Raw genomic sequence first — 13,134 nt, 5'->3', positions numbered from 1 at the left:
AATTACACTCCTACCGCCACAGAAACAGGCTCTGCCAATGAAACAGTTGGTGCTAAACCAATTGGGTAACCAATATAACCTGTTGGTAAATATTCGATCACTTGTACTGGCAAGCTAATACTCGTTTCACCCGCTTTCACTGTAATACGTTGACCATCTTGAACATTTAAGCGTGTCGCATCTTGCTCACCCACAGCAAACATTGCTTCAGGAATACGAGATTCCATCGCAGGTGTTTTAATGGTGAATTCGCCAGAACCAAAAATATGGTGCATCGGCACAAGGCGGAAGCTTTCAGGATTCACAACAACAGCAGAAGGTGCAACATAGCTACGCGCAGGACGTTTTGCTAAACGATCGAATAAACGAACACCCGAATCACCACCTTTTAAGTGACCACCCACTTCATCTTGGTATTTGTTCCAAGCTTGTGGTGAGTTCCAACCCGCAGACCATGCGAAAGGTACCAATGAAGATGCAGTCTGATTCCCTACATAACCTTCCATCGAGAACGTTAATGCAGAGTCGATATCCGTCGGTTGCTTAGGTTCGTGAACCGATAACGGTGCACGCATTGCGGTACGACCTGAGTAACGACGTGGTTCACGTGCAATTTTCAAACCGTGGATACGATAGCCAGCATCTGGTGCAACGTCTTCAATTGCAGCAAGCACAGGAACATTCTTCACGATGTCATCAATCACATCATCAAGCAATGTCCAGTCCACTGCTTTGCCTTTGAGACCTGTCTCAATGGCATGTAACCAGCGCCATGATTCTTTGATCGCATATTCAGGTTTGTAGTAGCTTGGGTCATACACTTGATAGAAACGTTGTGCACGGCCTTCTTGGCTCACGACAGTACCGTCACCTTCAGCAAAGCTTGCTGCTGAAAGTACGATATCTGCAAGTTTCAAGGTTTCAGTTTCGCTATGATCGAGCACGATCACAGTCTCAGCCTTGTCAAATGCAGCTTTCACTTGAGCCACTGGTAAACGACGAGTTAAGTCATTTTCAATCACAACCACTGCATCATAATCTTGTGCAAATGCTTGTTCTAAGCTTAAGCCACCAAACAGCGCCAAGCCCATTGAGTTCACTTCAGGAACAGTCAATGACAAGCCTGCATGTTCACCTAAGTTTTGTGCAACTTGAGCTGCAGCTTCCATGATTGCAGGATCTTGTAAGCTGGTACCAGAGATAATCAATGGTTTTTTCGCCGCTTTCAAAGTATCTGCAATGGTTTGCGCAAATGCTTTGGCATCATCCGCTAAACCAGAGAGTGCTTCACCTTTAACAGCAGCAGCAACCGCGAAACCTAAACGTGCGATATCATTTGGAGATGCAACCACTTCACCTGTTGCAACATCGGCTAAACGCGTTTGTGTTGCAGCAAGGATATAGATTGGTGATTTTGCATCTTGACCGATACGTTGTACAGGTTCTGCTAACCAGTCTGGTGTACGTGTCGCAGCAGCCATTTCTTTGGCTTTGTTTTTCGCAGCTTGGCGAACAGACAATGCCATACGTGGCGCAGTTTGAGTTAAGTCTTCACCCAAGATCAACACCGCATCATAGCTTTCAATTTCACGCATGTTCGGGTTATAGATACCCTGTGTTTGCATGATTGATGCAGCTAACTCAACCAAGTTTTGATCTTTTTGAGACATACCTGTTGAGTAATTGTCTTGTCCGACCAATTCACGCAGTGCGTAGTTTGATTCCAAGCTTGCGCGTGGTGAACCAATACCTAACACTTTCTTGCCTTGAAGTTGAGTAATCACTTGATCAAGTGCCTGATCAACACTCACAGTCGCAACAGTTTCACCATTGCGGAACTGCGGTTGACGTGGACGATCTTCACGATTCACATAACCTGTACCGAAACGACCTTTGTCACAAAGGAAGTATTGGTTGACTGAACCATTGAAACGGTTTTCAACACGACGGATTTCGCCATAGCGTTCGCCCGGAGAAATGTTACAACCTGAAGAACAGCCATGACATACGCTTGGCGCATACTGCATGTCCCACTTACGGTTATAGCGTGCTGAATGGGTCTTATCCGTGAATACACCCGTTGGGCAGACTTCAGTCAAGTTACCAGAGAATTCAGACTCTAAAGTGCCTGATTCTGGACGACCAAAGTAAACACGTGAAGCATTGGCATATACACCAAAGTCCGTACCGCCCGCATAATCTTTGTAGTAACGCACACAACGATAACATGCGATACAACGGTTCATCTCATGCGCAATAAACGAACCCAACTCTTGGTTGTGATGCGTACGTTTGGTAAAGCGATAGCGACGACGGTCATGTTGCGTCATGACGGTCATATCTTGTAAATGACAGTGACCACCTTCTTCACAGACTGGACAGTCGTGCGGGTGGTTGGTCATTAAGAATTCAACAATCGACGCACGGAAATCCGTCGCTTCTTTGTCTTCAATCGAAATATAGGTATTGTCGGCAGCAGGTGTCATACATGACATCACCAAGCGTCCACGTGTGTCCTCAGGATTTGCGTACTGAGTCACCGCACATTGACGACAAGAACCAACAGAACCTAAGGATGGGTGCCAACAAAAATACGGGATGTCGATGCCAAGGCTTAAACATGCTTGTAGCAAGTTTTCAGTGCCGTTGACTTCATACGATTTTCCATCGACATGAATTGTAGCCATAGTCGAATTCCTTAAGCTTGTTCTACGTCTAGAGCAGGAGCATGGGTTTTAACCTTTGCTTCAAACTCGCCACGGAAATATTTAAGTGCGCCCATAAGCGGCTCCATCGCACCTGGTGCGTGAGCACAGAAAGTTTTACCAATCCACAATTTACGAGTAAGTTCTTGTAGGTGATCGATATCTTCTTTCTTACCTTCGCCTGCTTCCAGTGCTTTAAGCGCTTTAACTGCCCAAGGTAAACCATCACGGCATGGTGTACAGAAACCACATGATTCACGTGCAAAGAATTCTTCTAAATTACGTGTAGCAGAAACCATACATTGAGTTTCATCCACAACCATCAACAAACAGGTACCTAAACGTGAACCCGCTTTCATGATCGTTTCAGAATCCATTGGCAAATCAATGTGCTCAGCTGCTAAAAAGTCAGTCGAAGCACCACCTGGTAACCATGCTTTCAAAGTAAGACCATCACGCATACCACCCGCATGTTCTTCAATCACTTCACGCGCTGTTGTACCAAATGGAAGTTCCCAAAGACCAGGGAATTTAACTTTGCCTGATGCACCATAGATCTTGGTACCCGGATCTTTCGACTTACCCGCAGAAAGATTGATGTACCACTCAGGACCACGAAGCATAATCGCTGGCAAGTTGTTATAGGTCTCAACGTTGTTGACAATCGTTGGACGGCCCCATGCCCCTGCAACTTGCGGGAATGGTGGCTTAGTACGCGGATTGGCACGACGACCTTCAAGCGAGTTGATCAATGCAGTTTCTTCACCACAGATATAACGACCTGCGCCAGTGTGAACATGCATATCAAAGTTCCAGCCTGTTCCAAGGATGTTGTCACCCAAGTAACCTTTGGCACGGATTTGCTCTAATGCTTCATTTAAGTATTGAGCTGCTTCAACATATTCACCACGGATGAAGATATAACCTTGAGTTGCTTCTAAGGTATAACCTGCAATCAGCATGCCTTCGATCAATTGATGAGGAAGTTTTTCCATCAACAAACGGTCTTTAAAGGTACCTGGTTCCATTTCATCGGCATTACAGATCAAATAGCGTGGACCACCATCATTTGGCGCCATCAATGACCATTTAATTCCCGCTGGGAAACCTGCACCACCACGACCTTTGACCGTTGCAGCTTTAATGACTTCAAGCACGTCTTTTGGTGGCATGCTCAATGCTTTTTTAAAGCCAGCATAACCTTCAAGTGCTTCATACTCATCTGCTGCACGCACAAACTCTTGTTTGCTCAAACGCCAAGTCAATGGATGCGTTTCTGGATTACCGTCGCCATAAATTGGTTTTGGTTCAGTATTCATACATACTTCTCCAATAACTGTTTAACTGATGACACGTCCACAAGACCATGCGTATCTTCATCAATCATTAAAGTTGGACCTTTATCGCAGTTGCCTAAACAGCAAATTGGGAGCAAGGTAAAACGGCCATCTGCTGTGGTTTGTCCGTACTGGATACCCAACTCGCGCTGGAATGCTTCTGCCAAAGTTTCTGCACCCATCAAGAAGCATGCAATTGAGTCACACAATAAAATCACATGGCGACCAACCGGTTGACGGTAGATACGGTTATAGAAAGTTGCAACACCTTCAAGATCCGCCACACTCATCGTCAACAACTGTGCAATCGCATTCATTTGTGCATCATCTACCCAACCATTACGGCGCTGTACACACTTCAAAGCATCCAAAGAGGCTGCACGTGGGTACGGGTAATGACCAATGTGATGTTCAATGTCATGAATTTCGTCAGCAGTCAAAATCCCTTCAACATTCACACGTGGTTTTTTATCAGTCAAAATCATCATAATCGTTTACCCCTAGCGATCCACGTCAGCCATAACCACGTCAATGGTCGCCAAATAAATGATCAAGTCAGAAACCAAACTGCCGTTAATCACTGAAGGCATTTGCTGTAAGTGAGTGAATGTCGGTGTACGAATACGGGTACGGTAACTCATCGTTGACTTGTCTGAAGTCAAATAATAAGTACTCGCGCCTTTCACGACTTCCGTCATAAATGATGACTCACCCGCAGGCATTACTGGACCCCAAGATACGCTCAAGAAGTGCGTAATCAAGGTTTCAATATCTTGTAATGTCTTATCTTTCGGTGGTGGAACAGCCAATGGATGATCCGCTTTATAAGGACCAGATGGCATGTTATCCAAGCACTGTTGAATGATTTTCAACGACTCAGTAATTTCACGGAAGTGAACCAAGACACGTGCATATGCATCGCCTTCATATTCCACTGGAATATCAAAGTCGAAGTTTTCATAACCACTGTATGGACGATATTTACGAACGTCAAAATCAATACCCGTCGCACGTAAACCAGTACCTGTTACACCCCAAGCCAACGCAGATTTAGCATCGTATTGCGCAACGTTACGCGTACGACCAATAAATACTGAGTTTTTAAGTGCAGCAGTGTAGTACTCATTCAAACGTTTCGGCATCCACTCTAGCAACTCTTTAACAAGTTTTTGCCAGTTATTTGGAAGGTCGTGTGCTGTACCACCAATACGGAACCATGCTGGGTGCATACGGTAACCCGTAATCGCTTCAACGATGTCATAGACTTTTTGACGGTCTGCGAACATATAGAATACAGGAGTCATACCACCCGCATCCTGAATCGCTGTACCACAAAACAACAAGTGGTTATTGATACGGAATAATTCGTTCAACATCACACGAATGACTTGTGCACGCTCAGGTACTTTAATACCAGCAAGCTGCTCAACAGCCATCACGTATGGCATGTTTTGCGCACAACCACCGAGGTAGTCGACACGATCGGTATAAGGAATGAATGAATGCCATGTTTGACGTTCAGCCATCTTTTCCACACCACGGTGGTGATAACCGATATCAGGCACACAGTCTTTCACTTCTTCACCGTCCAACTGTAATACCACACGGAAAGCACCGTGTGCAGATGGATGGTTAGGACCCAAGTTCAGGAACATGAAGTCTTCGTCGTCATTACCGCGTTTTAGACCCCAGTCTTCTGGTACAAAGCGTAAGTGTTCTTGTTCGAAATCTTGCTTTGCTTGGTCTTGCATATACGGCGTATATTCTGTCGCACGCGCTGAATATTCTTTACGTAATGGGTGACCTTCCCAATAGGTTGGTAACAAGATACGACGGAGCATTGGATGCCCTGCGAAATCGATACCGAACATATCGTAAGCTTCACGCTCGTACCAGTTGGCATTTGGCCAAATGTTGGTTGCAGTTGGAATGCTTAAATCATTTTCATTCAACGCAACTTTAATACGAATATCACTATTACGCTCAAGCGATAACAAGTGATAGAACACAGTGAAGTCAGATGCTGGTAAACCATCACGGTGAACACGTAAACGCTCATCTACCGCTGATAAGTCAAACAACATCACATAAGGACGTTCCACTTTACGGAGGAACATAAGGACTTCTTGCACGCGTGCGCGCTCAACCCAGACTGTTGGAAACTCTTCAAAAGTCGTCTGCACATAGAAGTTCTCACCAAATTTGGTTTTGAGCTCTTCTACGATTGCAAATGCAGGGCGGGAATCAACTGGTGTTGATTCTGGCATAGCAATGTCAGTTTCAGCCATTGGCTTGGCTTCCTATTTAATACAAATTCTGGCAATTTTTCCGATGACCATACCCATCACGGGACATGTCAAAAACTCATCGAGAAAATTATTTAATATCATCCATAGAGCGTAAGTTTTTCACCGCAATACGTTCAGCATTTTTACGGTCACGTTCTGGCATCATCTTTGGCTTATACACAGGCTGAAGATCATCACCAATAACCGCTGAAAGTGGACGGCGCTCTAGTTGAATTTGGTCTTGAAGTAACATCAATGCTTGAATCAATGCTTCTGGACGAGGCGGGCAACCTGGGATGTACACATCAACAGGAATAATTTTATCGACACCTTGAACTACAGAGTAGATGTCATACATACCGCCAGAGTTCGCACAAGCACCCATTGAGATCACCCATTTAGGCTCAAGCATTTGTTCATACAAACGTTGAATTACAGGTGCCATTTTGACAAAGCAGGTCCCTGCAACAATCATCAAATCTGCTTGACGTGGTGAAGCACGAATAACCTCAGCACCAAAACGGGATAAGTCATGTACACCCGTTAAAGTCGTTGCATATTCAACGTAGCAGCATGAAGTACCAAAGTTAAAAGGCCACAAAGAGTTTTTACGCCCCCAGTTCACCGCTGTATGCAACACATCTTCAAGACGCGTCATCATCACGCTTTTATTAACTTCTTCCTCAAGTGGATCAGTTACGATTTGACGATCTTGTAATGGATATTGATCGGCATCTGGATTCGCACGGGTTAAAGTATATTTCATCCCGACTTACTCCTTTTTAAGTAATGATGTAGTCGGTGTTTTAGATTTAACACGACCTGAAGACTGTGCTGGAATATGACCAGTAGGATCGACAACTAACTCTTCAATATTATTGAATCGCGTAATGTCAGCAATGTTCATATTTGGCGAACCTATTTTGGTTTTAATCCCAGCTGCTTTACGACGATCTGAAGGTGCCCAGTTAAGTGCGCCTGTAGAAAGCTCATAAATCAAACCGATTAATAAAACTAAAATAAAGACAGCAGCCGTTGCAAAACCAACCCAACCGACTTCACGAACTGAAGTTGCCCAAGCGTAGAGATAGAGGGCTTCCAGATCGAAAACCACAAAGAAAATTGCAACTAAATAGAACTTGGCTGACAAGCGGATACGAGCACCGCCCGCACCAACTACACCTGATTCAAACTGCTCTTGCTTTGCACGTCCCCATGCTTTACCCCCTAGGAGTAAGGGAACAGTGAGCATAAAAACGCAAAGAAATGTAACGCCGATCACGAAGGCAATTATTGCCCATTCGTATGGAGTAATGGCACTCATGCGGGGATAACTCCTGGCAGGCCTATTTTTAACAAAGAATGTATGTATTGGCCTTCAAATACACCAAACACAAAATTAATCCCGCCAATTGTACCTGATTTCTAATTTCTCATGCTAGTTGAAGCGCTTTAGTCTTTCGGATGATTTTGTCCTTAAATTTACCGATATATCCAAGATCATGGTTAATTCACCCCTAAAAATCGAATTATCTAATCAAGAAGACTATATTGATCATTTTTTTCTTTTTCTACATCGTGAAAAAATCTAAATTTTGAGTGGTCCGCCCCAATATATTGCAGCACGAACTAAATCATTGCATTGATACAAATTTATGATGAAAATTTAAACAGAAGTTAGGGCCTGTTGACATTTCAGCCATGCATTGCGTTATCGGCTAAAACGACAGAAACAAGGCATGAAATGCAGGCAATGGTGATCCCCTTGCCAAGTTTCATAACGCAGTTTATGGAGGTTTTAGCCATAACCTAAGCAAGAGCAAAGCATTGCTTTGACGCAGCGCAAGGACAGGGACTTTTTTTGCCGTTACGGCGTTAGGTCTCACACACTTAGAATAACTAAGTTTCGTAAAACCTGCCTTGTACCGTCTAAAAAATGTCCTCTGTCGCAAGCATCTGTGAAATCTCAACAGACCCTATATAATAGCGCGACCTTGCCTCCCCATAGAACCGCGTCAGCATGCCCCAAGCCTATGCAGCATTAAAACCACGCTCCCTTTTACAATTATTTCTACTTTTTAGTGGGGTAATTCTATTGTGCTGCCTACTCGGTATCGCAACCAGACACCTCACCTTTCTTGCCTCTTTTTGGCCTGCTAACTCGGTTCTGCTCGGTTTACTCATTCGTTTTCCGCAAACACGCCACCCGATCAGTTTTATTGGGGCAATCGTGGGTTACCTACTTGCCGATACCTCACAAGATACGCCTTTTTTACTCAATATTTGTCTAACCTCAGCAAATCTACTCTACGTCATCACGACATTGGCCCTATATGTCAAATTTAATGCATTTATCCGTTCAATGCATCATGGTTATTTTTATCTATTTCTATTTAGTTTTTGCTGTATCGGTGGTTTGGCTAGCTCATTATTTGCAGCCCTCACCCTACCTTTATTTAACACCAAATTTGCTTTAGGTTCATTTTGGATTGATTTTGGCTATTGGTTTACTGCGGAAATTCAAAATGCATTATTACTGCTCCCGGCAATCATTAGTGCTCCGCTTTGGAGTGAATTTAAACAGCAACTCCAAGAGTTTAAAACTCAAACGGTACAAGAAAGCTTACCGCTATTTGCAGTTATTTTCTCCATTGCAATTGGCTACTATGATGCAGGTCCCGGTTCCCTACTTTATCCAATTGCGGCACTGATCTGGTGTGCATTGAGCTATCGTCATTTTTCAGTGGCAATGATTACTTCGATCAGCTGCGCCTTTGTGATCTATCACGTCTCGCAGAACTACCTGCTACTTTATCCCCAGCAATTTTTAAATAATGCCATCTCAATCCGCCTTGGACTGATTATGATGACGATTGCCCCACTCACCGTGTCCAGTATCAATATGGTGAGATCCAAGCTAATCCAAGAATTGCAAGATACCATTGCGCATGATGAACTCACCTCCAGCCTGACCCGCCGCCAATTTCTACAATCGGTGCAACTGTTCCAGCAGCAAGCAACACAGGCTGGTCAAAGTACGGCCTTTCTTATGCTCGACATTGATCACTTTAAACAAGTGAATGACAGCTATGGACACCAGATGGGTGATCGTGCCTTGCAAAGCTGCGTGCACACCATTCAGAGCCTACTCAGCCCTCAAGACTTGCTCGGTCGTTTAGGCGGTGAAGAGTTCGCTATCTTTATGACCGACACCGATGCCGATGCAGCTTATCTCTGCGCTGAAAAAATCCGCCTACAGATCAGCCAAACCCCGATTGAACATGAACAACAGCAACGTTTCTTCATTCAAATCAGCATTGGAATTTGTATCTGCACACCTGAAAATCAGCACGCCATTGAGCAATTATTTAAGCAGGCCGACGATGCGCTGTATCAAGCCAAACGGCAGGGCCGAAACCAAGTTGTCATTTCGACATAATATGTTGCAATTCAGCTAAATACTTTAATTATCTTTATACACAGCAGCGCGAATAGATGAGTATTCTAGAATGAGAACAAAAGGAGAAAAATATGCATCTAGAATACACTCACGCTTCGGATTATTTCTTTTTTTCACAACTTCTGATGCGCCATATAGAAAGTTATGTTCGAAAACATCCAGATGCTGATAATGCAATTTTTGATTTAAGAGACATTTACGAAGTATTTAGAGAGGATTTTGCCGCCACAACAACCAATTTAGAAAGTATTCTCAATATTGCCGATGGCTATAAAGTCGAAACCTTAAATGGAGATCAAACCCTGATCAAAGGTTATAAAATCGATATCAAGAACAATGCGCTACTGATTGACTTCAATGCAGATGCATTGCAGAGCCTTCGCTCAGGCAAACCGTTGATTGAACCCGATCCATCTGTTCATGAATAAATAGTAATAATTCAAGGTCGCCAAAAGACCTGATTTAGCCAAAGTATTTTGCTTTGGCTTTTTTATTAATATCAATAAAAAAAGGAATGATAAATATCATTCCTTTTTCACTACTTATTTTTTAATGACTTGTTTATAACGCTTGGCAGGCCACGTCATGATAAAGCGTGCACCGCCCAAGTTTGGACTTTGATCGACTTGGATCGTACCACCAAACCAATAGGCAATCCGGCTGACAATTGACAGACCTAGACCATAACCACCTGAAGCACGGGTACGGCTGTCATCTAAACGGGCGAAGGCCTCAAAAATACGACTGCGCTCTTGTTCAGGAATCCCCGGCCCGTCATCTTCGACGCAGACATAGGCATTACCGTCAGCACGAACCCCACCACTAATGCGGACTTTATTATCGCAATAACGTACTGCATTACCGACCAGATTTTGCACCACTCGGTGTAGATAGCGGCGTTCTGCATCCACTTTCAAGGCTAATGGCGGTGCAATCAGTTCAATTTCTTTTTGCGTCTTCAATGCTTCCGTTTCCATTGCGACCTGATCCAATACTTCAACCAGTACAATGTCTTCGAAATCTAGAGATGGCGTACCTTGCTCCAATTTGGCATAGGTCATGATCTCATCAATCAAGGTATTGAGTGCTTCAATATCTTTATCAATCATGTCCACTTGCTGAATACGATAATTATAATCATCTTCTTCAGCCAGCATCTCCATACCAAAACGAATCCGTGCCACAGGTGTTCTGAGTTCATGCGACACCGCACGCATCAATTCACGCTGCGCTTCAATCAAACGCTGAATATGATCTGACATATTGTTATAACTGGATGCCAAATTTGCCATTTCGTCAGTACCTTCAATGGGTACACGCAATGACAAGTCACCCGACTTCATCTTATTCAAGGCATAACGGACCTGACGAATTTTACGCTCAAGCGGTAAAATCAGGCCATAAACACCCAAACTTAATAAGAACAAGCTGAATAAGGTGATCCCTGCTGACAGCTGGAACGGCATCCAATTAAACATTGGAACAGGCCCTAAAATCAGCACTTGCGCAGGATGGTTTGGCATTGGAGAAACAATCGAAATGGTGGTGCCACGCACAGTTGCACTGTCTTTATACAGCAACACACTTTGATCTTGGCGCAAACGACCAATCTGCTCCGAATCCAGATTAATGTCTTTAATATCCGCAATTTCAATTGGGTAATAGAAATGCTTTTTAATTTTGTCTAAATACTCACGCTCCTGCCCTGGATAGAAAATCAAATAATCCAGTACAAAAATCGGTAGCGCTTTCATTTGGCGTTCGCCAATTTTATCGACTTTAATATAGAGGAAATGCTTAGGGTCGTCTTTCAGGCCAATAATGATATAGCCAATCCCATTATTCGCATCATAACGAACCACTGATTTTTGCTCAGCAATACGTTTTTTCTCGGTACGCGATAGTTCTACCCGTTCAGCATCGACATAGTAGATCGGTAGTTCCAGCAAATCAGACGCATCGGAAATCCAATCTAACTTTTGTTGCTTTTCTGGCTGACGAGATACCCCTTCACTAATGACATAAGAAATGCCATCGGTAAGAGATTCACGATATTCTTGCGCCCGTTGATAGTTAATGATCTGCACCAGCAAATAACAAAATGCGGCAACCACAACAACCAAAACCACCAATCCAGCATAGATACGCAAGAATATGCTGTTTTTCAGTACTCGACTTACCATAGGGTAAATAATTCCAAGCTAGTTAAAATCTCTCCTGAACAGCCACGCTGTACAAGCCCCTCCTCTATCAAGGGAAAAGCCCCCTTTTAAAAGGAGGCTTTAGAGAGTTTAGATTCCGTTGGTTTCTTTAACGAATAAATAACCTTTACTACGCACTGTTTTGATACGTTTTGGATTTTCTGGGTCATCACCGATTTTTGGACGGATACGTGAAATACGTACATCGATCGAACGATCTTGACCATCGTATTCAATACCACGAAGACGCTCAAAGATATCTTCACGAGACAAGATACGACCTGCATTCGACGCCAACAACCATAACAAGTCATATTCAGCGCTGGTGAAGTCAACCAACTCACCATTTAACGTTACTGAACGACCACCGTTATCAATCACAAGGTCATCAAACTCGATACGTTGTGCAACTTCGTCTTCAACTGTTTTGTCAGTACGGCGTAATAAAGCACGGATGCGCGCTAATAACACACGTGGTTGAACAGGTTTCGCAACATAATCGTCTGCACCCATTTCCAAGCCAAGAACCTGATCCATATCTTCAGTACGTGCAGTGAGCATCAAAATTGGTTGATGGTAATGCGGACGTACTTCACGACAAACGGTCAGGCCATCTGCGCCCGGCAACATCACATCGAGAACCACTAAATCTGGTTGCTCGCTGATAATGCGACGAATTGCACGATTACCATCCGTTTCGACTCCAACTTCTAAACCGTTACGAATCAAATACTCTTGTGTTAAACGTGCTAAGCGTTCGTCATCTTCTACGATCAAAATCTTCGGTAACTTTTCTTCTTGGCTCATTTGTTTGCCCCTAAAATCTGAGTGAATCTATCTATGAAATCTGACAGATACATTGGTTTATGTTTTGCAATATACACACGTTTACATTGTAAACAAGTAGGCGTTCACCAAACTGATACACGCCTAACCCCTTTTGTTATATTTTTATTAAAATTATGAATTTTAATATATTTTTCAGCTCTCTATGCTTTTTCCGACAGGATGAATATTTAGTATAGATTTTGTGCCAATGTTAAACAATTTGTTTCTTTATTCACCCAAAACAATTTAAGTGTCTGTTTTTTGAGTTATCCACAGAGTTATCTATAAGCCTTTTTTAATGGCTTTGATATGCTA

The 13,134-nt window shown here is 43.4% G+C and carries 10 protein-coding genes; 2 read left to right on the top strand and 8 right to left on the bottom strand.

Annotated features, from left to right (window positions below):
* Window positions 1–2 precede the first annotated feature (2 nt).
* The 6 genes from nuoG to ndhC all read right to left on the bottom strand — a co-directional run bounded on the left by nuoG (window position 3) and on the right by ndhC (window position 7,654).
* On the bottom strand, window positions 3–2,687 hold the full coding sequence (nuoG, locus tag MN869_RS11105; RefSeq protein ID WP_033133491.1) for an NADH-quinone oxidoreductase subunit NuoG: 2,685 nt from the start codon (window positions 2,685–2,687) through the stop codon (window positions 3–5).
* An 11-nt stretch (window positions 2,688–2,698) separates the two neighbouring features.
* Complete coding sequence (gene nuoF, locus MN869_RS11100) at window positions 2,699–4,024, bottom strand: NADH-quinone oxidoreductase subunit NuoF (RefSeq protein WP_004804772.1); 1,326 nt, start codon at window positions 4,022–4,024, stop codon at window positions 2,699–2,701.
* Window positions 4,021–4,530 (bottom strand): NADH-quinone oxidoreductase subunit NuoE, encoded by a 510-nt coding sequence (nuoE, locus tag MN869_RS11095; RefSeq protein ID WP_004804770.1) that lies wholly within the window; start codon window positions 4,528–4,530, stop codon window positions 4,021–4,023. Before nuoE ends, nuoF begins: the two co-directional genes overlap by 4 nt.
* Before the next feature lie 12 nt (window positions 4,531–4,542).
* On the bottom strand, window positions 4,543–6,330 hold the full coding sequence (gene nuoC, locus MN869_RS11090; protein ID WP_004804769.1) for an NADH-quinone oxidoreductase subunit C/D: 1,788 nt from the start codon (window positions 6,328–6,330) through the stop codon (window positions 4,543–4,545).
* An 88-nt stretch (window positions 6,331–6,418) separates the two neighbouring features.
* Window positions 6,419–7,096 carry an NADH-quinone oxidoreductase subunit B gene (locus tag MN869_RS11085; protein WP_004655450.1) on the bottom strand — a complete coding sequence of 226 codons (678 nt, stop codon included), beginning with the start codon at window positions 7,094–7,096 and terminating at the stop codon, window positions 6,419–6,421.
* Window positions 7,097–7,102: 6 nt separating this feature from the next.
* Window positions 7,103–7,654: an NADH-quinone oxidoreductase subunit A gene (ndhC, locus tag MN869_RS11080; protein WP_004804766.1), complete on the bottom strand. Its 552-nt coding sequence runs from the start codon at window positions 7,652–7,654 to the stop codon at window positions 7,103–7,105.
* Between the two features lie 696 nt (window positions 7,655–8,350).
* Between ndhC and MN869_RS11075 the strand changes: the two genes are divergently transcribed.
* Together MN869_RS11075 and MN869_RS11070 are read left to right on the top strand one after the other, a co-directional pair.
* A complete protein-coding gene (locus MN869_RS11075; protein ID WP_033133490.1) occupies window positions 8,351–9,769 on the top strand; it encodes a sensor domain-containing diguanylate cyclase in 1,419 nt (472 codons plus the stop codon).
* A gap of 92 nt (window positions 9,770–9,861) precedes the next feature.
* Entirely contained in the window at window positions 9,862–10,218 is a 357-nt protein-coding gene (locus MN869_RS11070) for a hypothetical protein (RefSeq protein WP_004804760.1), read from the top strand.
* 114 nt (window positions 10,219–10,332) lie between these two features.
* Here the strand turns inward: MN869_RS11070 and bfmS are convergent, their stop codons facing one another.
* Both bfmS and bfmR read right to left on the bottom strand, forming a co-directional pair.
* Window positions 10,333–11,973 (bottom strand): sensor histidine kinase BfmS, encoded by a 1,641-nt coding sequence (gene bfmS / locus MN869_RS11065; protein WP_004804758.1) that lies wholly within the window; start codon window positions 11,971–11,973, stop codon window positions 10,333–10,335.
* Between the two features lie 108 nt (window positions 11,974–12,081).
* On the bottom strand, window positions 12,082–12,798 hold the full coding sequence (bfmR, locus tag MN869_RS11060; RefSeq protein WP_004655457.1) for a response regulator transcription factor BfmR: 717 nt from the start codon (window positions 12,796–12,798) through the stop codon (window positions 12,082–12,084).
* Window positions 12,799–13,134 lie beyond the last annotated feature (336 nt).

The organism is Acinetobacter sp. NIPH1876, from assembly GCF_022808535.1.
GTDB classification, from domain to species: domain Bacteria; phylum Pseudomonadota; class Gammaproteobacteria; order Pseudomonadales; family Moraxellaceae; genus Acinetobacter; species Acinetobacter higginsii.
This window is presented reverse-complemented; position numbering and strand designations above follow the sequence as displayed.

Excerpts from the sequence above, each read along its gene's own strand:
- nuoG (WP_033133491.1), bottom strand. The coding sequence starts at position 2,687 with ATGGCTACAATTCATGTCGATGGAAAATCGTATGAAGTCAACGGCACT.
- nuoF (WP_004804772.1), bottom strand. The coding sequence starts at position 4,024 with ATGAATACTGAACCAAAACCAATTTATGGCGACGGTAATCCAGAAACG.
- nuoE (WP_004804770.1), bottom strand. The coding sequence starts at position 4,530 with ATGATGATTTTGACTGATAAAAAACCACGTGTGAATGTTGAAGGGATT.
- nuoC (WP_004804769.1), bottom strand. The coding sequence starts at position 6,330 with ATGGCTGAAACTGACATTGCTATGCCAGAATCAACACCAGTTGATTCC.
- MN869_RS11085 (WP_004655450.1), bottom strand. The coding sequence starts at position 7,096 with ATGAAATATACTTTAACCCGTGCGAATCCAGATGCCGATCAATATCCA.
- ndhC (WP_004804766.1), bottom strand. The coding sequence starts at position 7,654 with ATGAGTGCCATTACTCCATACGAATGGGCAATAATTGCCTTCGTGATC.
- MN869_RS11075 (WP_033133490.1), top strand. The coding sequence starts at position 8,351 with ATGCCCCAAGCCTATGCAGCATTAAAACCACGCTCCCTTTTACAATTA.
- MN869_RS11070 (WP_004804760.1), top strand. The coding sequence starts at position 9,862 with ATGCATCTAGAATACACTCACGCTTCGGATTATTTCTTTTTTTCACAA.
- bfmS (WP_004804758.1), bottom strand. The coding sequence starts at position 11,973 with ATGGTAAGTCGAGTACTGAAAAACAGCATATTCTTGCGTATCTATGCT.
- bfmR (WP_004655457.1), bottom strand. The coding sequence starts at position 12,798 with ATGAGCCAAGAAGAAAAGTTACCGAAGATTTTGATCGTAGAAGATGAC.